Source organism: Brevibacterium sp. LAARM3_SD1, assembly GCF_057364765.1.
On the sequence record NZ_JBNFOL010000019.1, the window covers coordinates 47741 to 71611 of the forward strand.

20 protein-coding genes, 4 tRNA genes and 1 pseudogene are annotated in these 23871 nt (G+C 64.5%); 7 read left to right on the plus strand and 18 right to left on the minus strand.

The genetic code is table 11. The features are described 5' to 3' along the window. Positions 1-96: 96 nt before the first annotated feature. From AC2W7L_RS11705 to AC2W7L_RS11740, 8 genes are all read right to left on the minus strand, one after another. Positions 97-2139, minus strand: coding sequence for an alpha/beta hydrolase family protein (locus AC2W7L_RS11705; protein WP_486004606.1), 2043 nt, complete (start codon positions 2137-2139; stop codon positions 97-99). After that, positions 2136-2717: an HIT family protein gene (locus AC2W7L_RS11710; RefSeq protein ID WP_486004620.1), complete on the minus strand. Its 582-nt coding sequence runs from the start codon at positions 2715-2717 to the stop codon at positions 2136-2138. Before AC2W7L_RS11710 ends, AC2W7L_RS11705 begins: the two co-directional genes overlap by 4 nt. A 19-nt stretch (positions 2718-2736) precedes the next feature. Further along, positions 2737-4743: a threonine--tRNA ligase gene (thrS, locus tag AC2W7L_RS11715; protein ID WP_486004607.1), complete on the minus strand. Its 2007-nt coding sequence runs from the start codon at positions 4741-4743 to the stop codon at positions 2737-2739. A gap of 196 nt (positions 4744-4939) precedes the next feature. After that, positions 4940-6211 carry a DUF4190 domain-containing protein gene (locus AC2W7L_RS11720; RefSeq protein WP_486004608.1) on the minus strand — a complete coding sequence of 424 codons (1272 nt, stop codon included), beginning with the start codon at positions 6209-6211 and terminating at the stop codon, positions 4940-4942. A gap of 255 nt (positions 6212-6466) precedes the next feature. Beyond that, a tRNA-Val gene (locus AC2W7L_RS11725) sits at positions 6467-6538 on the minus strand. 37 nt (positions 6539-6575) lie between these two features. Then, positions 6576-6647 (minus strand) — tRNA-Val (locus tag AC2W7L_RS11730). 30 nt (positions 6648-6677) lie between these two features. Next, positions 6678-6748 (minus strand) — tRNA-Cys (locus AC2W7L_RS11735). 26 nt (positions 6749-6774) lie between these two features. After that, positions 6775-6847, minus strand: a tRNA-Gly gene (locus tag AC2W7L_RS11740). A gap of 136 nt (positions 6848-6983) precedes the next feature. Here AC2W7L_RS11740 and AC2W7L_RS11745 point away from each other — a divergent pair. Beyond that, complete coding sequence (locus AC2W7L_RS11745; RefSeq protein WP_228281218.1) at positions 6984-7460, plus strand: TIGR02611 family protein; 477 nt, start codon at positions 6984-6986, stop codon at positions 7458-7460. Positions 7461-7613: 153 nt separating this feature from the next. Here AC2W7L_RS11745 and zapE read toward each other — a convergent pair whose 3' ends face one another. The 8 genes from zapE to hrcA all read right to left on the minus strand — a co-directional run bounded on the left by zapE (position 7614) and on the right by hrcA (position 15702). After that, positions 7614-8624: a cell division protein ZapE gene (gene zapE, locus AC2W7L_RS11750; protein WP_167196664.1), complete on the minus strand. Its 1011-nt coding sequence runs from the start codon at positions 8622-8624 to the stop codon at positions 7614-7616. 164 nt (positions 8625-8788) lie between these two features. Continuing rightward, entirely contained in the window at positions 8789-9727 is a 939-nt protein-coding gene (era, locus tag AC2W7L_RS11755) for a GTPase Era (protein WP_486004609.1), read from the minus strand. A 1-nt stretch (position 9728) separates the two neighbouring features. Then, entirely contained in the window at positions 9729-11036 is a 1308-nt protein-coding gene (locus AC2W7L_RS11760; RefSeq protein WP_486004621.1) for a hemolysin family protein, read from the minus strand. Between the two features lie 8 nt (positions 11037-11044). After that, entirely contained in the window at positions 11045-11533 is a 489-nt protein-coding gene (gene ybeY / locus AC2W7L_RS11765; RefSeq protein WP_486004610.1) for an rRNA maturation RNase YbeY, read from the minus strand. Then, complete coding sequence (locus AC2W7L_RS11770) at positions 11530-12201, minus strand: PhoH family protein (RefSeq protein ID WP_486004611.1); 672 nt, start codon at positions 12199-12201, stop codon at positions 11530-11532. The genes ybeY and AC2W7L_RS11770 overlap by 4 nt, the downstream gene beginning before the upstream one ends. A 462-nt stretch (positions 12202-12663) precedes the next feature. Beyond that, entirely contained in the window at positions 12664-13425 is a 762-nt protein-coding gene (locus AC2W7L_RS11775) for a 16S rRNA (uracil(1498)-N(3))-methyltransferase (protein WP_486004612.1), read from the minus strand. After that, positions 13422-14537 carry a molecular chaperone DnaJ gene (gene dnaJ / locus AC2W7L_RS11780; RefSeq protein ID WP_486004613.1) on the minus strand — a complete coding sequence of 372 codons (1116 nt, stop codon included), beginning with the start codon at positions 14535-14537 and terminating at the stop codon, positions 13422-13424. The genes AC2W7L_RS11775 and dnaJ overlap by 4 nt, the downstream gene beginning before the upstream one ends. A gap of 127 nt (positions 14538-14664) precedes the next feature. Next, positions 14665-15702, minus strand: a complete 1038-nt coding sequence (hrcA, locus tag AC2W7L_RS11785) for a heat-inducible transcriptional repressor HrcA (protein ID WP_486004614.1) — start codon at positions 15700-15702, stop codon at positions 14665-14667. Between the two features lie 161 nt (positions 15703-15863). Here hrcA and AC2W7L_RS11790 point away from each other — a divergent pair, with 161 nt between their 5' ends. From AC2W7L_RS11790 to AC2W7L_RS11800, 3 genes are all read left to right on the plus strand, one after another. Next, positions 15864-16727 (plus strand): DUF3097 family protein, encoded by an 864-nt coding sequence (locus tag AC2W7L_RS11790; RefSeq protein WP_486004615.1) that lies wholly within the window; start codon positions 15864-15866, stop codon positions 16725-16727. A gap of 151 nt (positions 16728-16878) precedes the next feature. After that, positions 16879-17553 carry a DUF4870 domain-containing protein gene (locus AC2W7L_RS11795; RefSeq protein ID WP_486004616.1) on the plus strand — a complete coding sequence of 225 codons (675 nt, stop codon included), beginning with the start codon at positions 16879-16881 and terminating at the stop codon, positions 17551-17553. Between the two features lie 85 nt (positions 17554-17638). Then, positions 17639-18400 carry a DUF4870 domain-containing protein gene (locus AC2W7L_RS11800; RefSeq protein ID WP_486004617.1) on the plus strand — a complete coding sequence of 254 codons (762 nt, stop codon included), beginning with the start codon at positions 17639-17641 and terminating at the stop codon, positions 18398-18400. A gap of 86 nt (positions 18401-18486) precedes the next feature. Here the strand turns inward: AC2W7L_RS11800 and hemW are convergent. Then, positions 18487-19715, minus strand: a pseudogene (gene hemW, locus AC2W7L_RS11805) (radical SAM family heme chaperone HemW). Then, a complete protein-coding gene (gene lepA, locus AC2W7L_RS11810; RefSeq protein WP_486004618.1) occupies positions 19716-21584 on the minus strand; it encodes a translation elongation factor 4 in 1869 nt (622 codons plus the stop codon). It abuts the pseudogene before it with no gap. Positions 21585-21806: 222 nt separating this feature from the next. On the opposite strand from lepA, the gene AC2W7L_RS11815 reads away from it, so the two are divergent. From AC2W7L_RS11815 to rpsT, 3 genes are all read left to right on the plus strand, one after another. Beyond that, positions 21807-22571 (plus strand): endonuclease/exonuclease/phosphatase family protein, encoded by a 765-nt coding sequence (locus tag AC2W7L_RS11815; protein WP_167196696.1) that lies wholly within the window; start codon positions 21807-21809, stop codon positions 22569-22571. A 77-nt stretch (positions 22572-22648) separates the two neighbouring features. Continuing rightward, positions 22649-23254 carry a type II toxin-antitoxin system PemK/MazF family toxin gene (locus AC2W7L_RS11820; protein ID WP_486004619.1) on the plus strand — a complete coding sequence of 202 codons (606 nt, stop codon included), beginning with the start codon at positions 22649-22651 and terminating at the stop codon, positions 23252-23254. A gap of 245 nt (positions 23255-23499) precedes the next feature. Next, complete coding sequence (gene rpsT / locus AC2W7L_RS11825) at positions 23500-23760, plus strand: 30S ribosomal protein S20 (RefSeq protein ID WP_139467376.1); 261 nt, start codon at positions 23500-23502, stop codon at positions 23758-23760. Positions 23761-23871: the final 111 nt, after the last annotated feature.

Genomic DNA, 23871 nt, shown 5'->3' on the forward strand with positions numbered 1-23871 from the left:
TGTTTGCAGAATAATGACGCTGGGGGATTTCGGCAAGAGCGCGACAGCGGCCCAGAGAACGATATCGGGTCTGCGCTTTACCGACCAACTCGACGTTCATGACGCGGTGTCGGAGGCAGAGGCGGCCTCTGGATCGGCCGCTTCCGGGAGGTGTCGCTCTTCGGCCGGCTGTGTCCGGTTCCCACCGCTCAGTCGGCGGTCCCACCAGTCGAGGATGGCTTCGAAGCGCTGCCTGCGGTGGCGGGGCTGCCCGGCCCGGGAAAGCTCGTGGTTCTCGCCGGGGAAGATGAGCATCTCGGTGTCGACCCCGGCTCTCTGCAGGGCCGCATAGTACTGCTGGGCCTGTTCCAGCGGGCAGCGCAGATCCAGTTCCGAGTGCATCACCAAGGTCGGTGTGCCGACCTGTGGAGCGTGGACCAGAGGTGATTGGGCCGCGATCGCCTCGCGGCTGCGGCTCGTGTACTCCTCGGTGAAGAAGCGGCCGATGTCGGAGGTCCCGACGAAGCTGTCGGGGTCGAGGTAGCCGCGTTCGACGATGGCGGCGCGGAAGCGGTGGTCCACGGCGATCGTCATGGCTGTGAGATATCCCCCGTACGATCCGCCCTGGATGCCCAGACGGCTGCGGTCGAGGGAGGGATCGAGGTCGAGGGCATGGTCGAGGACGGCAAGCACATCGGCCATCGCCGGTGCCGCCATGTCTCCTTGGACGGCGGTCCCCCAGCTGCGGGTGCGGCCCCCGGATCCGCGCGGGTTCGAGAACACGACGGCGTAGCCTGCGGACGTGAGCACTTGGGTCTCGTCGAACCACGAATGCGTGTACTGGGCGAAGGGCCCGCCGTGGATGTTGAGGATGACGGGAAAGGGTCCCTCCCCGTGCGGTTTGGCCAGCCAGCCGGTGATCGTCCCGGAATCGCCTGGCACCCGCAGGACCTGAGGCAGGACGGAGTTCGCCGGTGCCGGATGCTCCTTGACGATGACAGAGGACCCCATCGCCGTGGCGGCCCCGGACGCCGTGGGCCCGCCGAGAGCGATGCGGCCGAGCACGGCCGGAGAGTGCGGGGTCGATCCGGTGAAGACGAGCGTCTCGTTGTCGGCATCGAAGCCGTTGACGACGGTGGTGTCGTCGGTGAGGAACTCGAGGTCGTCGATGCCGACCTCTGCGGCGTCGAGGCCGATGCGAACGATCCGGGTGGCCCCGTCCGTGTCGACAGCGGCGACGACCGCTCCCCCGCGGATCTGCGGCGGGATCGGTGCCAGCGCCACGGTCTCCGGGTCGGTCAGCCGCCTCGTGGAGCCGGTCGACACCGTGTGGATGAAGAGCCCGGGCATTTGCCCGACGAAGTCGAGTTCGTCCCGGGTCAGCGCATTGCCGAGCAGCAGCACCCGATCAGCGTCGATCCACACGTGCAGACTCACACTCATCGGCGGCAGGTCAAGCGGGCGCGACTCCTCGCGGCCGAGCAGCCACACGGTGCTGCGCAAGTCGGGCCGCCCGCGATCGGGTTCGACCGCTGCGATCACGCTCGCCCAGTGTCCGTCCGGGGAGAACTGCGGATCGTAGACGTCGTTGTCCGGGGTCGTCAGCAGAGTCGACAGCGGAACCTCGGACGCCCCACGCAGGCCCACGGTGCCGAGACCGGGTTCGGCGAGGTCGACGAGGAAGGCCCGTGCGGGTCGGTCATTCGTATAGCCGAGGCCGTTGGCCAGGTAGGACGCCGTGGTGATCCGGCGTGGGGCTTCTTCGGTCGCCGGAATGGATTCGTCGAGTCCGTAGCGTCCGGGTTCGGCGACGCGGGCGACGTAGAGGGCCCTGGAACGGGAGTCGTCGAGCGCGAATTCGGCCACGCCGAGGTGGTTGTCCGTGATCTGGTGTGCCGTCTCCAGGCTGTCACCGACGTAGAGCTGCGGGGCTGCCTTCTTCTCCGCGCTGAGGTATCCCGACCAGTTCGGACCGCACTGCGGGGTCGAGTCCGACCATGAGTGGGTCAGCCGTCTGGAGGTGTCCTCGGTCAGCGAGAACAGCTGGGAGAGGTAGCTGTTGGACTCGAGGTCGGGTCGTCGGATCGTGATGACGGTGTCATGGCCGCGCAACACGGGTGAGGAGTACTCGGCAAGAGTGCCGAGGTCTTCAGGATTCATCTGTTCCATTCCTTTGACAGGCGTGCCTGCACATCGGCGTGCACTTGCGGCAGGGCCTTGGTCTGGGCGATCACTGGCAGGAAGTTCGCGTCTCCGCCCCAGCGCGGGACGACGTGCTGGTGCAGGTGAGCGGCGATTCCCGCGCCGGCCACCGGTCCCTGGTTCATGCCCAGGTTGAATCCGTGGGGTCCGGATACGGCCCGGATGACACGCATCGCCTTCTGCGTGAACTCGGCGAGTTCCACGGTCTCCTCCCCGGTCAGATCCGTGTAGTCGGCGACGTGGCGGTAGGGGCAGATGAGCAGGTGGCCCGGGTTGTACGGGTAGAGGTTGAGCACCGCATACACGGCCTGGCCGCGGGCGACGATGAGTCCGTCCTCATCCGACTTCGACAGTGCCGCGCAGAACGGGCATTCCTCGGGCTGATCGTTCTTCGGTTTGTCCTGACCATCGATGTAGACCATCCGGTGCGGGGTCCACAGACGTTGGAATCCGTCGGGTTCCCCGGGGAACCCGGCGGCAGCCTCGGGGTGGGGATCCCCTCGCCGAGGCGGCCGTCCGGGTTCTCCTGAGCGGATCGGTCGTCGTCGCCTCCGCTCATACCTGAGCCTTGGTTTCGATCGAGTCGAGGATCCGTCGCACCGCCTCGGCGACGGGGACGCCGTTCTCCTGTTCACCGCTGCGGAAGCGGAAGGACACGGCTCCGGCGTCGCGGTCCTCTCCTCCGGCGATGAGGGTGAAGGGCACCTTCGATTTCGACGCATTGCGGATCTTCTTGGGGAATCGATCGTCGCTGTCGTCGATCTCGACCCGGACTCCGGCCTTGCGCAGCTGGTCGGCCACCTCGGCGAGGTAGTCGTTGAACTCGTCGGCCACGGGGATGCAGGTCACCTGCACGGGTGCCAGCCACACGGGGAAGGCACCGGCGTAGTGCTCGGTGAGCACGCCGAGGAAGCGTTCGATGGAGCCGAACTTCGCGGAGTGGATCATCACCGGCTGTTTGCGGGAGCCGTCGGCGGCGACGTATTCGAGTCCGAAGCGCTCGGGCTGGTTGAAGTCGAGCTGGACGGTCGACATCTGCCAGGTGCGGCCGATGGCGTCGCGGGCCTGGACGGAGATCTTCGGACCGTAGAAGGCCGCGCCGCCCGGGTCGGGGACGAGTTCGAGTCCGGTCTCCTGGGCGACTTCCTCGAGCACGCTGGTGGCTTCGGCCCACTGCTCGTCGGAGCCGATGAACTTGTCGGCTTTCTTCCCGTCCTCGTCGCGGGTGGAGAGTTCGAGGTAGAAGTCGTCGAGGCCGAAGTCGCGCAGCAGGCTGAGCACGAAGTTCAGCAGGTGGCGGATCTCTGCGGCGGCGTCTTCCTGGGCGACGTAGGAGTGTGAGTCGTCCTGGGTGAGTGCACGGACGCGGGTGAGGCCGTGGATGACTCCGGAGGCCTCGTCGCGGTAGACGGTGCCGAACTCGAACAGGCGCAGCGGCAGATCGCGGTAGGAGCGGCCGCGGGACCGGTAGATGAGGTTGTGCATCGGGCAGTTCATGGCTTTGAGCCGGTAGGGAGTGCCCTCCTTGACGACCTCGCCGGACTCGTTGCGGACCTCGTCGACGGACATGGCCGGGAACATGTTCTCGCCGTAGTAGGGCAGGTGTCCCGAGGTGTAGTAGAGAGTCTCTTTCGAGATGTGCGGGGTGCCGACATACTCGAAGCCCTCGTCGATGTGACGGGCGCGGACGTAGTCCTCCATCTCCCGTTTGATGACGCCGCCCTTGGGGTGGAAGACAGGCAGACCGGAGCCGAGCTCCTCGGGGAAGGAGAACAGGTCCATCTCGGCGCCGAGCTTGCGGTGATCGCGACGTTCGGCTTCGGCGATGCGATCCTGGTAGGCCCTGAGGTCGTCCTTCGACGCCCAAGCGGTTCCGTAGACGCGCTGCAGGCTCGCATTCGCCTGGTCGCCGCGCCAGTAGGCGGCCGAGGAACGAGTGATGGCGAAGCCGTTGCCGATGAGCTTGGTGTTGGGCAGGTGGGGGCCGCGGCACAGATCCTGCCACACGACTTCGCCCTTGCGGTCGACATTTTCGTAGACGGTGAGTTCACCGCCGCCGACCTCGACGGAGGCCTCTTCATCGGTGCCCTTGCCCTTGTCACCGATGAGTTCGAGTTTGTAGGGCTCGTTCGCCATGCGGGCGCGGGCCTCGTCCTCGGTGACGACGACGCGGTTGAATGTCTGGCCGGACTTGACGATCTGGGCGGCTTTCTTCTGAATCGCCTTGAGGTCTTCGGGGGTAAAGGGTTCGGCGACGTCGAAGTCGAAGTAGTAGCCGTCGGTGATGTAGGGCCCGATGCCGAGCTTGGTTCCGGGGAAGAGCTCCTGGACGGCCTGTGCGGTGACGTGACCGGTGGAGTGGCGCAGGATGTCGAGTCCGGCGTCGGAGTCGATGGTGATCGGTGCGATCCGATCCCCTGCCTGCAGCTGACGGCTGAGGTCGGCGGGTTCGCCGTTAAGCCACATTGCAACGACCGTGCGGTCGGTGGAGAAGATCTCCGTTCCGGTCAGCCCCTCTGTGAAAGGAATGCTTTCGCCCGCGCAGTCAATGCTGTCTGCCACTGATCTTCTCCGTTCGTTAAGTGTTCAGTCGACCAACCTGTTCGGTGGGTTGGTCACCAGTCGATTCTAGTACCAATTCGGTTGTCACAAATCAGTTGGGTGGCAGTCGTAGGACTGCCACCCATACTGAGTCTGCTGGGGACTTTACCCGAGCGTTCAGGACCGCATGCGCCCTGTCACCTCGGGGTTCAGTCGCTCACTGCTTGTAGAACTCGAAGTCCTTGCCCTTGCCGAGGTCCTCGATGAGTTCGAGCTTGAGGTGCATCCCGTCGACTTCAGCACTGGGGACGCCGAAGGCGAACTGGTAGGTCGTCTCGCCGCCGGCGGGCACCGGGTCCTGGAACACCAGGGAGCCCTTGTAGTTTTGGCCGTCGAAGACGTCGTCGTATTCCGTGCTGCCGCCGTTGTTGGCGGACAGATTCGTGAGACCGAGATCCAGCTCGGAACTCGAGTTGTTCTTCACGGTCATCGTCACGATGGCGACCTCACCATTGGACGACTCGGCACCGGATGCGGTCGAATCGACGGTGCCGGGGCGGACATTGATCGCTGCGGTGACGTCGGTGCCGATCTCGACCTCTCCGGCCTGGGCGGGCGGAGCGTCTCCGCCGTCAGAGCCCTGGCTGGGGTCCTGGCCCGCGCCCTGGCTCGGGTCGGCGGGGGCGGAGGAGCTGGCGGCTTCGTCAGCAGCCTTGAAGATGAACGCGCCGAACATGACGGTCGCGACGATCACGGCGATCGAGATGACCACCGACACAATACCGAGGATGATGCCGGTGATGTTGAGGCCCTTATTGCTGGCGAGGCCCTTCTTGACTGCGGAGAGTCCGACGAAGCCGAAGATCACCGCTGCGATGCCGAAGAGTGCGCCGCCGCCGAAGACGAAGGCACCGAGGACACCGACGATGCCGCCGATGAGGGCGAGGATGCCCCAGATGTTCTTCGAGGTGTTGCCGCCGGTACCCGAGGGGTACTGTCCGTAGGCGGCGTTCGGGTTGGCCGGGGTGAACTGATCGGAGGATCCGTCTGCACCTGCGTAGGCCGGCTGCTGACCGTACTGGTTGGCATCGTACTGCGCGTTGGCGTCATAGGGGTTCTGCCCGTACTGGTTGTCCCCGTACTGGTTCTGATTGTTCGGGTCCTGGCCGAACTGATTCTGGCCGTACTGGTTCTGGTCGTTCGATGCACCGTAGTTCGGCTGTGAACCGTATTGGGGAGCCTGCTGCCCGTACTGCTGCGAACCGTCGTTGCCGCCCTGACCGTAGTTCGGCTGCGAGCCGTAAGGCTGGTTGCCCGACGAGCCGTACTGCTGACCGGACTGCTCCGAGCCGTACTGGCCGGGCTGCTGACCGCCGTTCTGGTCGCTGCCGTATCCGGGGGCGCTCGGCGGCTGGTTGTACGGGTTCTGCCCGTTAGGGTTGTCAGGCGAACCGTCACCCGATCCGTACGGGTTCTGAGGAGTAGACATAGGTGCTCCGAGTCATCGTCGTTTAGTACAACACCTAGCGTACTAGCAAACCCCTTTGATACCGCATGCTGACCGCGTTTCAGTCCTGCAACATGGTGAACGAAACGTACACAATCCAGTTTCGCGGGTTCAGCCCAGCTTAGAGCGAACAGCCCTGTTTCAAACATGGGCTATTCAACCAAAAGTGAGCTATTGCGAAAGAAGCTCAAGCGTGAATGCACGAAGCCCCGAGTGGATCACTCGGGGCTTCTTCTGTGCGCGATACTGGGATCGAACCAGTGACCTCTTCCGTGTCAGGGAAGCGCGCTACCGCTGCGCCAATCGCGCTCTATTCATTTGTTGCACCGGAACCCGAGGGTCCCTGTGCGCGATACTGGGATCGAACCAGTGACCTCTTCCGTGTGAAGGAAGCGCGCTACCGCTGCGCCAATCGCGCTGGTCAACCGACATTTCTGCCGGTCATCCGAGGTGGCGACGGGATTCGAACCCGTGTATACGGCTTTGCAGGCCGCTGCCTCGCCTCTCGGCCACGCCACCGCCAAGGCAGTGCCATGACGCCTCCGAGCGGATGACGGGACTCGAACCCGCGACCCTCACCTTGGCAAGGTGATGCTCTACCAACTGAGCCACATCCGCATTTCTCGCTGCCCGGTTTCCCTGGCAACGAGATATAACTCTATACGCAGGTGGCGGCATACGCAAAATCAGAATCGGGTGATCGTGGTCACACGTACCGATCAAGCTTTCAGGGTCACCATCTTATAGTGGTTGGGTGAACGCAGAGAGCTCGCAGACCCGCCCCAAAGGCTGGTTGTCACGCCACCATCGACAAGGTCCCCGACCGTGGCGGAAGCTGCGCCTGGGCTTCCTCCGGTGGCGACGCACTGTGCTGGCCAATGCGCACACGGCAGCCATCTATCGCAGCATCGTCGGCGGACTCGGCACGATCATCGTGCTCGTCGGCCTCGCCCTTGTTCCACTGCCCGGTCCCGGCTGGCTCATCGTCATCATCGGATTATTCATCATCTCCAGCGAGTTCCGCTGGGCTCAGCGCCTTCTGCACTTCGTACGGGTGAATGTCGAACGCTGGACGCAGTGGATCATGGCGCAGCCCCTGTGGGTGCGGTGGACTGTCGGGGCGGTGACAGCCGCCTTCGTCGGAATCATCGTGTGGCTGACTCTCAGGCTCACCGGTCTGCCAGATTGGGTGCCGGACCTGCGCGTCTTCGATCTGATCGGACTGCGCTGAGACGACCGTCTGGCCTGCGCTGAGACGAAAGACGCCCGCCGCACCTCGATCTGAGGTGTGACGGGCGTCGTCAGTGTCGGCCGTGCCTGCTTCTGGAGGGTGCAGACAGTGTCCGGCGTCTGCCGGCGGGGCTTTGACGAACCCGGTCCTGGATCAGGACGACAGAGCGGTCAGGCGTGAGAGGCAGCGCATGTACTTCTTCTTGTACCCGCCGGCCAGCGACTCCTCCGTGAAGACCTTGTCGAGGGCCGCGCCGGAGTTGATGATGTGCACATTGCGGTCGTAGAGCCGGTCGACGAGCGCAACGAACCGCAGAGCCACGCTCTCGTTGTCGATGGTGCGCACGTTCTCCCACACAGCCGCGTCGATGCCATCGACCATCCGCCCGTAGCGTGAGGGGTGGACAGTGGACAGGTGGCTGAGCAGCTGAGAGAAGTCGTCACGGGCGACGACCCCGTCGAGCTGGCTTGCGGCCGAATCGAGCTCGGATTCAGGCAGCGGGTCTGCCGGAGCGGTGAGCTCCCGAGCACGATAGTCCTTGCCGTCGATACGATAGACCTCGAACTGATCGGCCAGTGCCTGGATCTCGCGCAGGAAGTCCTGAGCGGCGAAGCGCCCCTCCCCTAGCGAACCGGGCAGAGTGTTCGACGTTGCGATGATCTTCACCCCGGCGTCGGTGAGCTCACGCATCAGTCGCGACATGAGCACGGTGTCGCCGGGATCGTCGAGTTCGAATTCGTCGACGCAGACGAGCTTCATCTTCGACAGGTCGTCGCGGGCTCGGGCGAAGCCCAAGGCTCCGACGAGGTTCGTGTACTCAACGAAGGTGCCGAAGGTCGCCGGCTTCTCATTCGCATGCCAGGCAGAGGCCAGCAGGTGGGTCTTCCCGACGCCGTAGCCGCCGTCGAGGTAGACGCCCTTCGCGCCGCCGGACTTGCCCTTCGAGAACAGCTTGCCGAAGAATCCCTGGCTGGTGGAGCGTTCGGTGAATTCCCGCAGCTTGTTCCGCGCTTCTTCCTGCGAAGGTTCGGCGGGGTCCGTGCGGTAGCTGTCGAAGGACACGTCCTCGAACTGAGGCGGCGGCACGAGGCCTGCGATGAGCTCTTCGGGGGCAACCTGTGGGGATCGGTCGCTCAGTGCGACCAGAGTCTGCTCGGCATTCACTCGGCCTAGTCTAAGGCAGGCTCGAGCACCCGGTTCAACTCGGCCGACACGAGGTGGCGTCCATCACAGAGCCTGGATCGACGCGGATCGACGCGGATTCCGCCACCTGACAACTGACAGACAACGCGCGATACACCCCGCCATCGGCGACAGGCTTGACAGGCTCAGTTGTTGAAGTCGAAGCCGAGGCGGCCGAGCTGCTTGGGATCGCGCTGCCAGTCCTTGGCCACCTTGACGTGCAGGTCGAGGTAGACCTTCGTGCCGAGGAGCCGTTCGATGCCCTGCCGGGATTCCGAGCCGATAGCCTTCAGTCGGCTGCCGCCCTTGCCGATGATGATGGCCTTCTGACTGGGACGTTCGACATAGAGGTTGACGTGGACGTTCCACAGCGGATTTTCCTCGCTGCGTCCCTCCCGCGGATACATCTCCTCGACCTGCACGGCCAGCGAATGTGGCAGCTCATCCCGCACACCCTCGAGGGCTGCTTCACGGACGAGTTCGGCGATCATCTTCTCCTCCGGCTCATCCGTGAGGTCGCCGTCGGGGTAGAGCGGAGGTGATGTCGGCAGGTGCGCCGCGAGCACCGAATCGACGGTGTCGACCTGGAAGTCCTCAACCGCGGAGACGGGGACGACATCGGCGAAGTCGGCGAGTTCCCCGACGGCCAGCAGCGCCTCGGCGATCTTGTCCTTGGGCACCCGATCGACCTTCGTCACGAGCGCCACGATCGGGGTCCGTCCGTCCAGCAGCGCCAGCTGGGAGGCGATATAGCGGTCACCGGGGCCGATCGGCTCATCGGCGGGCAGGCAGAAGCCGATGACGTCGACCTCTCCCAGTGTGGACGCCACAAGATCATTCAGCCGTGAACCGAGCAGGGTGCGCGGTTTGTGCAGTCCGGGGGTGTCGATGAGGATGAGCTGGTGGTCGTCCTTGTGGACGATTCCCCGAATGGTGTGACGGGTCGTCTGAGGTTTGGCCGAGGTGATCGCGACCTTCTCCCCCACCAGAGCGTTCGTCAGCGTCGATTTGCCCGTATTGGGCCGCCCCACGAAGCAGGCGAAACCGGCCCGGTAGTCCTCGGGGTAGTCCGTGCGAAATTCCATCTCAGTCCTCTTCCTTCGTCCCCGAACCACCGGCTGCGGCGGTCTGCGCGTCGTCTCTGCTGTCCTCGTGGGTGCGGGTGACCCGCACGTGGGTGATCCGGTGGCGGCGGCCCTGACCCTCCATGGCTTCGATCGCGAGTCCTTCGATCTCAGCGCGCGAACCGTCGATCGGCACTCGGTCGATGAGCTTCGACAGCAGTCCGCCGACGCTGTTGACATCGTCCTCGTCGATCCTGACATCGAAGTATTCGGCGAAGTCGGAGATCGACATGCGGGTGCTGATGATGAACGATCCGTCGTCGGCGGCGACGAGTTCGTCATCGCCGTTGTCGTATTCGTCTTCGATCTCGCCGACGATCTCTTCGACGATGTCCTCGATCGTCACAAGCCCGGCGGTGCCGCCGTATTCGTCGACGAGGATCGCCAGATGCGTCGAGTCCAACTGCATCTGCCGCAGCAGGTCATCGGCGGGCTTCGTCTCAGGGACGAACAGGACGGTGCGAGCCAGGTTGCCCACGGGACGCCCGGCCTCCTCGGGGTGGAGGTGGAGACGACGCGCGACGTCCTTGAGGTAGGCGACTCCGCGGACGTCGTCGAGATCCTCCCCGCAGACGGGGATGCGGGAGAAGCCGGAGCGGAAGAACAGGTTCATCGTCTTCTGCAGACTCACGTCCGCATCGACGGTGATGAGGTCGGTGCGCGGCACCATGACTTCGTTCGCCGAGGTGTCCGAGAGGTTGAACACGGACTGGATCATCTCGCGTTCGCCGTCTTCGATGACGTCGGATTCGCTGGCACGTTCGACGAGGTCGCGCAGCTGTTCGGAGGTCACGAACGGACCGTCCTTGTACACCTTGTCGGGTGTGAGCAGATTGCCGAGCACGACGAGGATGCGGGTCAGCGGTTTGAGCGCGACGAGGACGATGCGCACAACCCAGCTGAGGTTGAGGCTCACGGCCAGCGACCGCCGTTTGCCGATCGTGCGCGGGGACACTCCGGCGATGATGAAGACCGACACCGAGGCGGTGATCACCGTGAGGAAGACCATGAGCGGGCCCACGGAGTAGTAGGAGTCGTAGGCCAGGGCGATGAAGACCGTAGCGAGTGCTTCGAGGAAGTTGCGGACGAAGATGATGACGTTGATGTTCGTCGGCAGGTCCGCGAGAATCCTCTCCACGCGCACAGCTGAGCGTTTGCCGTCCTCCTTCGCCTCCTCGACCGCATGGTGGGAGACGTTGAGCAGCGCAGCATCCACAGCGGAGAGGGTGGCTGCGATGATGAGGCACAGTGCCGCCCCGAGGAAGAACATGAACACGATCAGACCTCGGTGGGGGTGGGGATGTCGGTGCGACCGTCGTAGCGGGCCGCGAAGAAGGTCAGCAGCAGATGCCGCTGGAGTGCGAACATCTCCTCCCGCGCCTCGGGCTCACCGTGGTCGTAGCCGAGCAGGTGGAGGAATCCGTGGACGGTGAGCAGAAGGATCTCGTCCATCGTCGAATGGCCGGCCGCACGAGCTTGGGCCTCGGCGACCCCGGGGCAGATGATGATATCGCCCATCTGACCCTCGGTCGGCTTGTCCGGCTCACCGCGGTGGAGCTGATCCATGGGAAACGACATGACGTCGGTCGGACCTTCGAGGTCCATCCAGGTGACGTGGAGTTCGGACATGGCCGCCGAATCGACCATCGTCACGGCCAGCTCTGCACCGGGGTGCATGTGCAGGGCATCGCCCAAGTATTCGGTCAGGGCCACGACTTCGTCCAGGTCCACCTCGGCGTCGGTCTCGTTGAGGATCTCGGTGTTCATTCGGCATTCCCCCACAGGTCGTAGGCTTCGACGATCTTCGTCACCAGCGAATGCCGGACGACGTCCTTGCTGCCCAGCTCGCAGAACTGCAGGTCGTCGATCCCGTCGAGGATGTCGCGGACGACCTTGAGTCCGCTGCGGGTCTTGCCCGGCAGGTCGATCTGGGAGATGTCGCCGGTGACGACCATGCGCGATCCGAAGCCGAGTCGGGTGAGGAACATCTTCATCTGCTCGGCGGTCGTGTTCTGGGCCTCGTCGAGGATGATGAAGGCGTCGTTGAGGGTCCGCCCGCGCATATAGGCCAAGGGAGCGACCTCGATCGTGCCGGTCTCGATGAGCAGCGGGATCGACTCGGGGTCGACCATATCGTGCAGAGCGTCATAGAGCGGGCGCACATACGGGTCGATCTTGTCGTTGAGCGTGCCCGGCAGATATCCCAGTGATTCCCCGGCTTCGACGGCCGGCCGGGTGAGGATGATCCGCGAGACCTCTTTGTGCTGGAGGGCATTGACGGCCATGGCCATCGCCAGATACGTCTTGCCGGTTCCGGCCGGGCCGATGCCGAAGGTGATCGTGTGGTTGCGGATAGCCTTGACGTAGTCGTGTTGGCCCATCGTCTTCGGACGAATCGACTTTCCCCTGGTGGAGAGGATGTTCGTGCCCAGCACCGCCGAGGCGCCGCCCCTTCGGAGGAGAACGTCGTGACCCGGTCGATCGTCTCTTCGTTGATGCGATGGCCGGCCGTGTGGAGCTTCTTGAGTTCCCCGATGACGCTGACGAAGGCTTCCACGCGCTTGGGATCGCCGGTGACCTGGACCTGGTTGGCCCGAACATGGATGTCGAGGTCGTCGAAGGTCTTCTCCAGCGCGCGCAGGTTCGATTCTCCGGGGCCGAAGAAGGCGACGAGGTCGATGGAGTCCGGGATGACCAGGCGCACGGTGTCGCGTTCGGCGCCGCGCGTGTCCGTCACGGCGTCCTTGCCTGCGGCACCGTCACCGGGGGCGGCGGTGTCCGAGTCGGTGGGGTTCATGGGGTTCGTGTTCGGTGGGGTGATGTCCAGAATGTTCCTTTGCAAGTGGGCGCACCATCTCCGGCAGCGCCTGAGTGTGCTTCCATCCTAGTCCGATGCCTCACCAACGGCCCAATGAATTCTGGGCCAGGACGAGGCCGGCGGGTCCCGCCGATGACGAGCGCAGGATCGTCGGTCCCAGCAGCACCGGAGTCGCTCCACAAGCGCTCAGGGCGTCGAGTTCTCCATCACTGATGCCGCCCTCGGGTCCGACGACGAAGACGATGCGCTCCGGCAGCGGCGAGGACTCGTCGGCGGTCAGCGCCGCCAGCGCTTCGGAGAGCCTGCGCTCGGCGGTCTCGTGGAGGACGAAGACCGCGTCGGTCTCGTCGAGGGATTTGGCCAGGGAGGCACCGCGGACGAGTTCGTACAGCACCGGAAACCGCGAGCGTCGGGCCTGCAGGGAGGCCGCGCCCAGGAGGTTCTCCCATTTCGCGGCCATCTTCTCCCGCTTCTTCGCCGGCCAGTCGGCGATCGAGCGTTCGGCGGCCCAGGGGATGACTTCGTCGACGCCGATCTCCGTGGCCGTTTCGATGGCCTGCAGGTCCCGGTCGCCCTTGGCCAGGGCTTGGACGAGCACGAGCCGTGGGCCCGTGCTGTCTTCATCCGTCACCGCGGTGACGTCGATCGTCACCTCGCTCGCCGAGGCGGCCGTGACGCTTCCGCGCACACGTGTGCCCTCACCGTCGACGATTTCGATCTCCTCACCGGGGCCGATCCGACGCACCCGCACCGCGTGCCCGGCCACGTCCTCACCGAGGGTGAGGGCGGACCCGACGACCGCCTCGGCGGCGGTGGCGGAGCGGAAGACGGGCAGACTCACCGACCGGCGAACCTCTCACGCATGCGGGAGAACATTCCGCGGTTCTCGGTCGAGATCTGGGCGCGCGGGGTCTCTTCTCCGCGCAGTTCGGCGAGCTTCTCGAGCAGTTCGCGCTGTTCGTCGTCGACCTTGTCCGGGGTGAGGACGTCGACGGTGATGAGCAAGTCGCCGCGGGTCTCCGAGCGCAGGCGGGTGGCTCCGAGTCCGGGGAGTTTGACGACGGTGCCGGACTGGGTGCCGGCGGCGATGGTGAGGTCCTGACTGCCGTCGAAAGTCTCGAACGGGATGGTCGCGCCGAGGGTCGCTGCGGTCATCGGCACGGAGACCGCTGCCCGGAGGTTGTCGCCGTCGCGCTGGAAGACCTCGTGGCGGGTGACCATGACCTCGACGAAGAGGTCACCGGCGGGTCCGCCGCCGGGGCCGACCTCACCCTGGCTGCTCAGCTGGATGCGGGTGCCGTCGGAGACGCCGGCGGGGATGCGGATCTTCATGGTCCGCTGTTTGCGCACGCGTCCGTCGCCCTGGCAGTTGAGGCAGGGGTTCGGGATGACGGTGCCGAAGCCGTGGCAGGAGTTGCAGGTCTGGTTCGTGACCATCTGACCCAGCAGGGTCCGGGTCATGCGCTGGACGCTGCCGGCGCCGTGGCACAGCGAGCAGGTCTCGATCTTGGTGCCCTCCTGCGTGCCGGCGCCAGAACAGGTGTCGCAGACGACCGCAGTGGTCACGTCGAGGTCGACGGTGCCGCCGAACGCCGCGGTCTTCAGGTCGATGTTGACGCCGACGAGGGCGTCCTTTCCGCGCTGCGTGCGTGGGATCGGCCCTCCGGCCTGTCCGCCGCCTCCGCCGAAGAAGGTCTCGAAGATGTCGCCGAATCCGCCGAATCCGCCGCCTGCGGGGAAGCCCTGACCGTTCTCGCCGCCGCCCATATCGTAGTTGCGGCGCTTCTCCGGATCGGAGAGCACGTCGTAGGCCAGTGAGATGGCCTTGAATTCGTCTTCGTGACCGGGATTGACGTCCGGGTGATACTTTCGTGCCAGCTTCCGGTACGACGACTTGATCTCAGCCGCGGAAGCATCTTTGGACACTCCGAGTGTTTCATAGTGATCGGCCACAGAAACTTCTCTCTCCCTGACGTAGTGGTCTTCTCTGTTCGTGGTGGTGGTTGCCCTACTGCGCAGTACTCACCGGTGTCGTGCTGCCCGTCCGCGGGCACCCCTGGTCGTCGTCACTGCCGCGGCCCTACCCTCGGTCGAGGATCGAGGACACGTATTTGGCGACGGCACGGACTGCCGAAATCGTCGTCGGATAGTCCATTCGGGTCGGACCGAGCACTGCCAGTCTGGCCGACGAACCCGCGTCATGACCATATTCGGCGGCGACGACGGAAGTCGAACTGAATGATTCGTGAGTATTCTCACGCCCGATGCGCACGCTGATCCCCTCGTGGTCTTCGGCCATCGAGGTGAGCAGCTTGAGCAGGACCACCTGCTCTTCGAAAGCTTCGAGGATCGGGGCCATCTTCTCTCCGAATTCGCTTCCGGAGCGGGCGAGGTTCGCGGTCCCGGCCATGATGATGCGCTCTTCGCGGGTGGCGGCGACGAGGTCGACGACAGCGGCCCTGACCTGCGTCAGACCGGAGTCGTCACGACTGCTCGGCTCGGTCGGTTCAGGGGCGGCCGCCTCGGCGGGGCTCGCTCCGAAGACCTGGGCGAGTGTGCGCCCGGCGAATTCGGCGTTGATCTGGTCGCGCAGACCGCGGACGGCGTCTTCGTCGAGCGGGCTCGGGGCGATCACGGACTTCTGTTCGACCTGACCGGCGTCGGTGATGAGGACGACGAGGATCCGCCCGGGGCCGAGGCCGACGATCTCGATGTGTTTGATGCGCGCCCGCGACACCGTGGGATATTGGATGAGCGCCACCTGTCGGGTGAGACCGGAGAGGACGCGGACGGTGCGGTCGAGCATCTCGTCGAGGTCGACATCGCCGTCGATGAGCTGGAAGATCGCGCGACGTTCGGCGGTGGTCAGCGGTTTGAATTCGTCGATGCGGTCGACGAACATCCGGTAGCCGAGATCGGTGGGAATCCGGCCTGCGGAGGTGTGGGGTTGGGCGATGTACCCCTCATGCTCGAGCTGGGCCATGTCGTTGCGGATCGTGGCAGGAGAGACGCCGAGGGTGTGGCGCTGCACGATGGCTTTCGATCCCACGGGTTCGTTGGTGGCGACGAAGTCCTCGACGATGGCGCGCAGCACCTGTGCTCGTCTGCTGTCGTTCATCGCGGGCCTCCTCTCCGTGTCGCCGGCCGATCGCGGTCTCGTGCCTGTGTTTGGCACTCCTTGAGTCTGAGTGCCAATTCTACGCTTCTCGTTCCCGGAATTCATTTCTGGGGGTGGCCTGCGGGTCTGCGCGCCTGCGCGGCCGACCTTGATTATGGTGGGTGCCCGTGAATGCTTTTGATCGTTATGGCCCCGATGTGCTCTCCGGTTCCTCGCCGTCGTCGCACCGTCCGAAGAAGTCCCGTCAGGTCGAGCTCGGCCTGGGCATGGTTCTCGAGGATGCGATGAGCGGCTATGTCGGTGCCGTCGTCGGCGCGGAGAAGACCACGGCCGGTGTCGTCGTCAAGCTCGAGGACCGCGTCGGCAAGGTCCGCGCCTTTCCGCTGGGACCCGGCTTCCTCCTCGAGGGGCGGCCCGTCGATGTGCAGCTGCCGAAGAAGAAGGCGCAGCAGCCCGGGCGGACGGCTTCGGGCTCTCGCGCCGTGGTCGGTGCGAAGGCTCGAGTGGCCCGCGGGTCGCGGATCTGGGTCGAGGGCAAGCACGATGCCGAACTCGTCGAGAAGATCTGGGGCGATGATCTGCGCATCGAAGGCGTCGTCGTCGAACCCCTGGGCGGTCTCGATGATGTCACCGACAAGCTCGAGGCCTTCGGTCCGGATCGGGACCATCGAGTCGGTGTCCTCGCCGACCATCTGGTGAGTGGGACGAAGGAATCGAAGATCGCCGAGGCGGTCCGTGCCGATCCGCGCTACCGCGATGTCGTCCACATCATCGGTCACCCGTACGTCGATATCTGGCAGGCGGTGAAACCCCATGTCGTCGGCATCCGCGAATGGCCGGTCGTCCCCCGCGGTGAGGATTGGAAGACGGGAATACTGCGTCGCATCGGATGGCCGCACGCCGACCATCGGGATGTTGCCCGCGGGTGGATGCGCATCCTCGGGAAGGTGAGCACCATCGCCGACGTCGAACCGACGCTGTCGGGGCGGGTCGAGGAGCTCATCGACTTCGTCACCGTCGGGTGAGAGTCGTCGGTGGTGCGGCGCGGTGGAGCGTCATGGTCACGCGGAGCTGTCGGCGTGTGCCGAATCTGTCACAGGAGTGAGGCTTTCCCGACATCCTCGGGACACCTGGCTCGGCTAGGGTGAATGGCAAGCACTCTTCGAAAGGATCCCCATGTCGTACCACCCCGAGCAGCCGGGCAGCCGACCGATGCCGCCGAACTATTCTCAGGCCTCCGGTTCGCAGCAGCCCTACGCGCCGCAGGGCCAGCAGTATTCGCAGCCGCAGACGCACAGCGGTCAGCCGGGCTACGGTGGGCAGTCGGGGTATGGTTCGCAGCAGGCGTACGGCGCTCAGCCGAACTACGAGGGCCAGCCGGGATACGGCGCACAGCCGGGCTACGGTATGCCGCAGATGCACAACCCGGCGATGTTCGACTCCCGCTCCCTGCCTGAGCAGGCCTACGGACCCGGCTCCGAGCGGTTCTGGATGGCCCACGAACCCGACCGGACCACGGCATTGTGGACCCACCTCGGCTCGCTCATCTTCGGCTTCATGCCGCTCATCATGTTCCTTGTGAAGAAGGACGAATCGCCGTTCGTCCGCGAGCACTCACGTCAGGGTCTCAACGCGATGATCACGAACACGATCGTCACCTTCGGTGCGCTCTTCGTCTTCGGCTTCGTCGGTTTCATCCTGGCACTGGTGACCTTCGGGATCGGCATCATCGTCATGTATGCGGCGCTCATCGTTCCGCTCGTCTACTGCGTCTTCTACATCATCGCGGCCGTCGCAGCGAACAAGGGTGAGGGGTATAAGTTCCCGCTCACCATCAATTTCGTGAAGTGACCATTCCCGCTCACCCCGGATTCTCTGGGGCTACCCGGACTCTCTGGGTTAGTGTGGAGTGATCGCACACTCTGAAGGGACTCTCATGTCGGACAACCCGCAGCAGCCGAACAACGGACAGTCACAGCCGATGCCTCCGAACTATTCCCCGCAGTCGGGCTCGCAGCAGCCGTACACCCAGCAGCCACAGCAGGGTTCGCAGCCTCACCAGGGCAGCCACCCCCAGTACGGCTCCCAGCAGAATCCGGGGTACGGTTCGCAGCCTCAGAACCCTCAGCAGGGCTCGCAGCCCGGTTACGGCTCGCAGCAGGCGTATGGCAGTCAGCCCGGTTACGGTTCCCAACAGCCCTACGGCGCTCCCCAGGGTCAGCCGCAGCCGGGATACGGTTTCCAGGGAGCATCCTCGGCGCAGTCAGCTGCCTCAGGTGTGCCCATGGGAGCCGAACTGCCGGACGCGGCCTATGGTCCGAACTCACTCGGATTCTGGAACGCGGATCAGAGCGAACGGACGACCGCGCTGTGGTCACACCTCGCCCACGCCGCCACCTACGTGGTCGGTGTCGGCTGGATCGTCACGCTCATCCTCTTCATCATCAACAAGGACAAGTCGCCGTTCCTCCGCCATCATGGTGCGCAGTCGCTCAACCTGCTGATCATCGGCGTCATCGCCGGGTTCGGCATCGGACTGATCGGTGGAATCCTCTCGATCGTCGGCATCGGACTGCTCATCCTCCTGCTCCTGCCGGTGCTCTCGATCTACATGATCGTCATCGAGATCATCGCCGGAATGGCAGCCAATCGCGGTGAGGGCTACCGAATCCCGATGACTCCGAACTGGGTCAAGTGATCTGACGGTCTCCGAGAATCTCTCGTCAGCAGATTCGCCGAACAGCTCGCCCCGCCGCCCGATTCGGGTGGCGGGGCGAGACTCATTCACACGTATTCGGTGAGGATGCGCACCATATAGTCGGCCATAAGGCGTCCCGGCAGGGTCGGCTGGAACCAGCCTGCCTCCGCACCATCGGCGGCGAGCAGTCCCTGCTTGATGAATGTTCCGATCGCCTGCTGGCTGCCTGGTGCCAGAGTGTCCAGTCGCAGCTCTCGGTCGATGCGGGCGGCGAGCATGATCCGTTCGACCTCCCGGGTCTGGTCGTCGAGGACCTCACGACCGATCGACGGGGACTCCCCCGCCATCAGTCGGTCGGCCCAGGCGCGCGGGTGCTTGGCGTTCCAGAACCGGACTCCCCCGACATGTGAGTGCGCACCGGGTCCGAAACCCCACCAGTCCGCATTGCGCCAGTACGCCATATTGTGCTCACAGCGCGTATCGGGACCGGTCGACCAATTGCTCACTTCATACCAGTGCAGGCCGGCGGACGAGATCGCGGCGTCAGCGATCTCGTACTTGTCGGCCAGGTCATCCTCATCAGGCATCGGCAGTTCGCCACGGCGAACCATCGCACCCATCTTCGTTCCCGGTTCGACGATGAGGGAATATGCCGAGATGTGATCGACCTCGTTGGACAGCGCCACGTCGAGAGAGCGACGCCAATCGTCGATCGACTCCCCCGGGGTGCCGTAGATGAGGTCGAGGCTGAGCTCGAGGTCGGCGTCCTTGACCCAGCGGGCCACCTCGGGGATCTTCTCGGGATCGTGAGTGCGGTCCAAGGTCGCGAGCACATGCGGCACGGCCGACTGCATGCCCATGGAGATGCGGTTGAACCGGCCCCGGCGAGGGTCTCGATATACGCGGGGTCCAAGGTGTCGGGGTTGGCTTCGGTGGTGACTTCGACGTTTTCGGCCAGGGAGTATCGGGCACGGATTTCGTCCATCACCCCGGCGAGCACATCCGCGGCGAGCAGCGTCGGGGTGCCCCCGCCGAAGAAGATCGTCGAGACCTCACGGTCGCCCGCCCCAGCCTCGGCGAGGGTGGACACGGACAGATCCAGCTCACGGGCGAGATTGCCGCGGTAGTCCTCGCGGGAAGCGCCCGGGCCGAGGTCGTCGGCGGTGTAGGTGTTGAAGTCGCAATAGCCGCAGCGGACCCGGCAGTACGGGACGTGGACGTAGAGACTCAGCCCCCGCCCGGCGGAGCCGATCCCTGCCGATGTCGGCAGGGAACCGTCGCGCGGAGGGACCTCACCGGTCGGTTGTGCGGGCACTTACTTCTTGCTGTCCTTCGTCTCCGGCTCGTCGGAGGACAGGGCCGCGATGAACGCCTCCTGCGGAACCTCAACGGTGCCGACCACCTTCATCCGCTTCTTGCCTTCCTTCTGCTTCTCGAGCAGTTTGCGCTTACGGCTGATGTCGCCGCCGTAGCACTTCGAAAGGACGTCCTTGCGGATGGCGCGGATGGTCTCGCGGGCAATGATGCGCGAGCCGATGGCCGCCTGGATGGGCACCTCGAACTGCTGGCGCGGGATGAGCTTGCGCAGCTTTCCGGCCATCGCCACACCGTAGGAGTAGGCGTTGTCGCGGTGGACGATCGCGGAGAACGCATCGACCTGGTCGCCGTGCAGCAGGATGTCGACCTTGACGAGATCCGACGGATCCTCCCCGTCATCGGAGTAGTCGAGCGTCGCATAGCCCTTAGTCCGTGATTTGAGCTGGTCGAAGAAGTCGAAGACGATCTCGGCCAACGGCAGGCGGTAGCGGATCTCCACGCGGTCCGAGGACAGGTAGTCCATGCCCTGCAGGTTGCCTCGACGGGTCTGACACAGCTCCATCACCGCACCGATGTAGTCGCTCGGAGTGAGGATCGTCGCCCGGACCATGGGCTCTCTGACTTCCTTGACCTTACCCGTGGGGAATTCGCTCGGGTTCGTCACCGTCGTCTCAGTCCCGTCCTCCATGGTCACGTCGTATATCACGCTCGGTGCCGTCGAGATGAGGTCGAGGTTGTATTCGCGCTCGAGCCGATCGCGGAGGACCTCGAGGTGCAGTAGGCCGAGGAAGCCGCAGCGGAAGCCGAAGCCCAGCGCCGTGGACGTCTCGGGCTCGTAGGCCAGGGAGGCATCGTTGAGTTTGATCTTGTCCAGCGCGTCACGCAGCACCGGGTAGTCGGAGCCGTCGATCGGGAACAGACCCGAATACACCATCGGCTGCGGCTCCTTGTAGCCCTCGAGCGGTTCCGGTGAGGGAGACGCGGCCAGCGTGACGGTATCACCGACCTTCGACAGCCGGACGTCTTTGACGCCGGTGATGAGGTAGCCGACCTCTCCGACGCCGAGGCCTTTCGTCGCTTTCGGCTCGGGTGAGGAGACGCCGATCTCGAGCAGTTCGTGCGTGCTGCCGGTCGACATCATCTCGATCTTCTCGCGCGGCTTGAGGGAACCGTCGACGAGCCGAACGTAGGTGACCACACCGCGGTAGGTGTCGTAGACGGAGTCGAAGATCATGGCGCGAGCCGGGGCGTCGGCGTCGCCGACGGGTGCGGGGATATCGGTGATGATGCGGTCGAGGACCTCCTCGACGCCTTCACCGGTCTTGCCGGACACGAGCAGGCAGTCCTCGGGTTCGCAGCCGATGAGGTTGGCGAGCTCTTCCGCGTACTTCTCCGGCTGTGCGGCCGGCAGGTCGATCTTGTTGAGCACGGGAATGATCGTCAGATCGTTCTCCATGGCCAGGTACAGGTTGGCCAGCGTCTGGGCTTCGATGCCCTGAGCGGAGTCGACGAGCAGCAGTGCGCCTTCACAGGCGGCCAGCGACCGCGAGACCTCATAGCTGAAGTCGACGTGGCCGGGTGTGTCGATCATGTTGAGTGCGTACGGAGTCTCCTCGTGTTCCCACGGCATGCGCACGGCCTGGGATTTGATGGTGATTCCGCGTTCTCGTTCGATGTCCATCCGGTCGAGGTACTGGGCACGCATATCGCGGTTCTCGACGACGCCGGTCATCTGGAGCATGCGGTCGGCCAGGGTCGACTTGCCGTGGTCGATATGAGCGATGATGCAGAAATTGCGAATCAGCTCGGGTGAGGTGGCAGACGGTGAAATCCGCTTTGAAGCTTCCTTATTCACCTGAGGTGACATGAACGCCCTTCCTTTGACAGACCAGGTCCCCAGTCAGACCGGATCCCCCATTGTTTCATGACTTGCGCACGGACCTGGAATCCACGGGTGTGCTGGCGCTGTACAGGCTCTGAACGAACGTGTTCTTTGCGATTGACCTCCCTCCGAGAGGTGCCGCAGACAGGCCGCGACGACTGTTCCCGCCCCTCGCACACAATGCCGTCGATCGGGGAAGATGGTGTCATGAGCGAATTCAAGGTGATGAGCTTCAATCTCCGCTATCCCGCCATGGACGGTCATCCAGTCGACGAGCGGCTGCCGATCGCCGCCGAGCTCATCCGGCGAGCCCATCCCCACCTCATCGGCACGCAGGAGGGCGAGCTCGACCAGCTCGAGACGCTCATCGGCCTGCTGCCCGAGGAATACATCTGGCTCGGCGAGGGGCACTCCGGTGGCAATTCCGGCGAGTTCACAGCCGTGATCCTCGATTCGCAGCGCTTCGAGGTCGAAGCCGTCGACATCAGCTGGCTCTCGGAACAGCCCGACACCGTGGCCTCGGAGTCGTGGGGAGTCTCCCATGCGCGCACCCTGACGACGGTCGACGTCCGCGACCTCACCTCCGACCGACGGCTGCGCGTGCTCAACACCCACCTCGATCACAGATCCGAGCGCGCACGTGTCGAATCAGCTCGGATCATGGCCGACACCATCGCCGAGGCGGCCCACCCCTGCGTGGTCACCGGTGACTTCAACGTCGCCACCGGTTCCCCGGTCTACGACTTCTTCTGCTCCGAGCTCGACCTCACCGACACCGCCGTCGAGGTGCCCGGGGAGGACATCGGCACCTTCCACCGGTACAAGGGTCCGAAGGCGGGCGAACCGCGCATCGACTGGATCCTCACCACCCCGGGCCTGCGCACTGTGTCGACTCGCATCGACACGTTCGCCGTCGATGGGAAGTACCCTTCCGACCATTTCCCAGTCGAGGCTGTCCTCGATTTCACATGACCGTGTCGGTTTCATATGTCTGCGTCGGTTCGCTGTTCTGCGCGACCTGCGGCAGTCGACTCGTTTAGGCTGGACATATGAATTGGAAATCACTGGTCAATCGGGCCGCGAGAATCGGAGTCCGTGAGGGGCTGCGCTACCTGCGACAGTCGCAGTCGAAGAAGAACTCCGGAGGCTCCTCGCAGCCCACGGACGCCCGCCGGCAGGATCCTCCGCGGTCGGGCGGTGGAGGTGCCACCTCGGCGAGGTCTGATGACCGTGCCGGCTCAGGCGGTTCGGGTTCGTACCCTGGTGATTTCACGGGGTCGATCAAGGTCAGCTACTCCCCCGATCTCGACGGCGATGCCGATCCGGGCGAGGTCGTCTGGGGGTGGGTCCCCTTCGAGGAGGATCACTCACAGGGAAAGGATCGCCCGTCGCTGGTCGTCGGCCGTGACGGCAGGTGGGTGCTCGCGCTCATGCTCACGAGCAAGGATCACATCCCCGGCGGCGTCGGCGAGGTCCGCGAGGACCGGCACGCCAAGTGGATGAACATCGGCACCGGGGACTGGGATTCGCAGGGAAGGCCCTCTGAACTCCGCCTTGATCGGATCATCCGCCTCGACCCGGATTCGATCCGCCGGGAAGGTGCGGTCATCCCCCGCGACGTTTTCGACCGCGTCGCCGAGCACATCTCCGGCTGAGACCCAGCAGACCGACCGAGCGAAGCCTTCATCTTCCCTGCGCTGCTGGGCGCGCAGGGATTTCCAGCCCGGGACCCGAGCCTGTATCATGGGTGATTGTGTCTTCATCAAGGCGTGTGTCTCGCCGAGGTCGGGTGAAGACGCCGTCGGATTCGATGTCGTCGATGTGTTTCCCCGCGGAGATGATCATGTCGGTTCGATGCGCCCTCACGACCATGTACCACTAACACGGAAGAGTGTTGAAATTGGCTAATATCAAGTCCCAGATCAAGCGGATCAAGACCAACGAGAAGGCTCGTCAGCGCAACAAGGCTGTCCGGTCCGAGGTTCGGTCCTACGTCCGCGTCGTTCGCGAGAACATTGCTGCCGGCAACAAGGAAGAGGCACAGCAGGCTTATGCTGTGGCTGCCCGCAAGCTCGACAAGGCTGTTTCGAAGGGTGTTCTGCACAAGAACAACGCTGCGAACCGCAAGTCGCGCCTGGCCACGCAGATCAACGCTCTCTGAGTCAACGACTGAGGCTATAGCTGCACGGGGTCCGAACCACATGGTTCGGACCCCGTTCTCTTCCCTTATTGCTACCTGACGGCGGCCCAGCAACCTCGCGCGAGGTTGCTG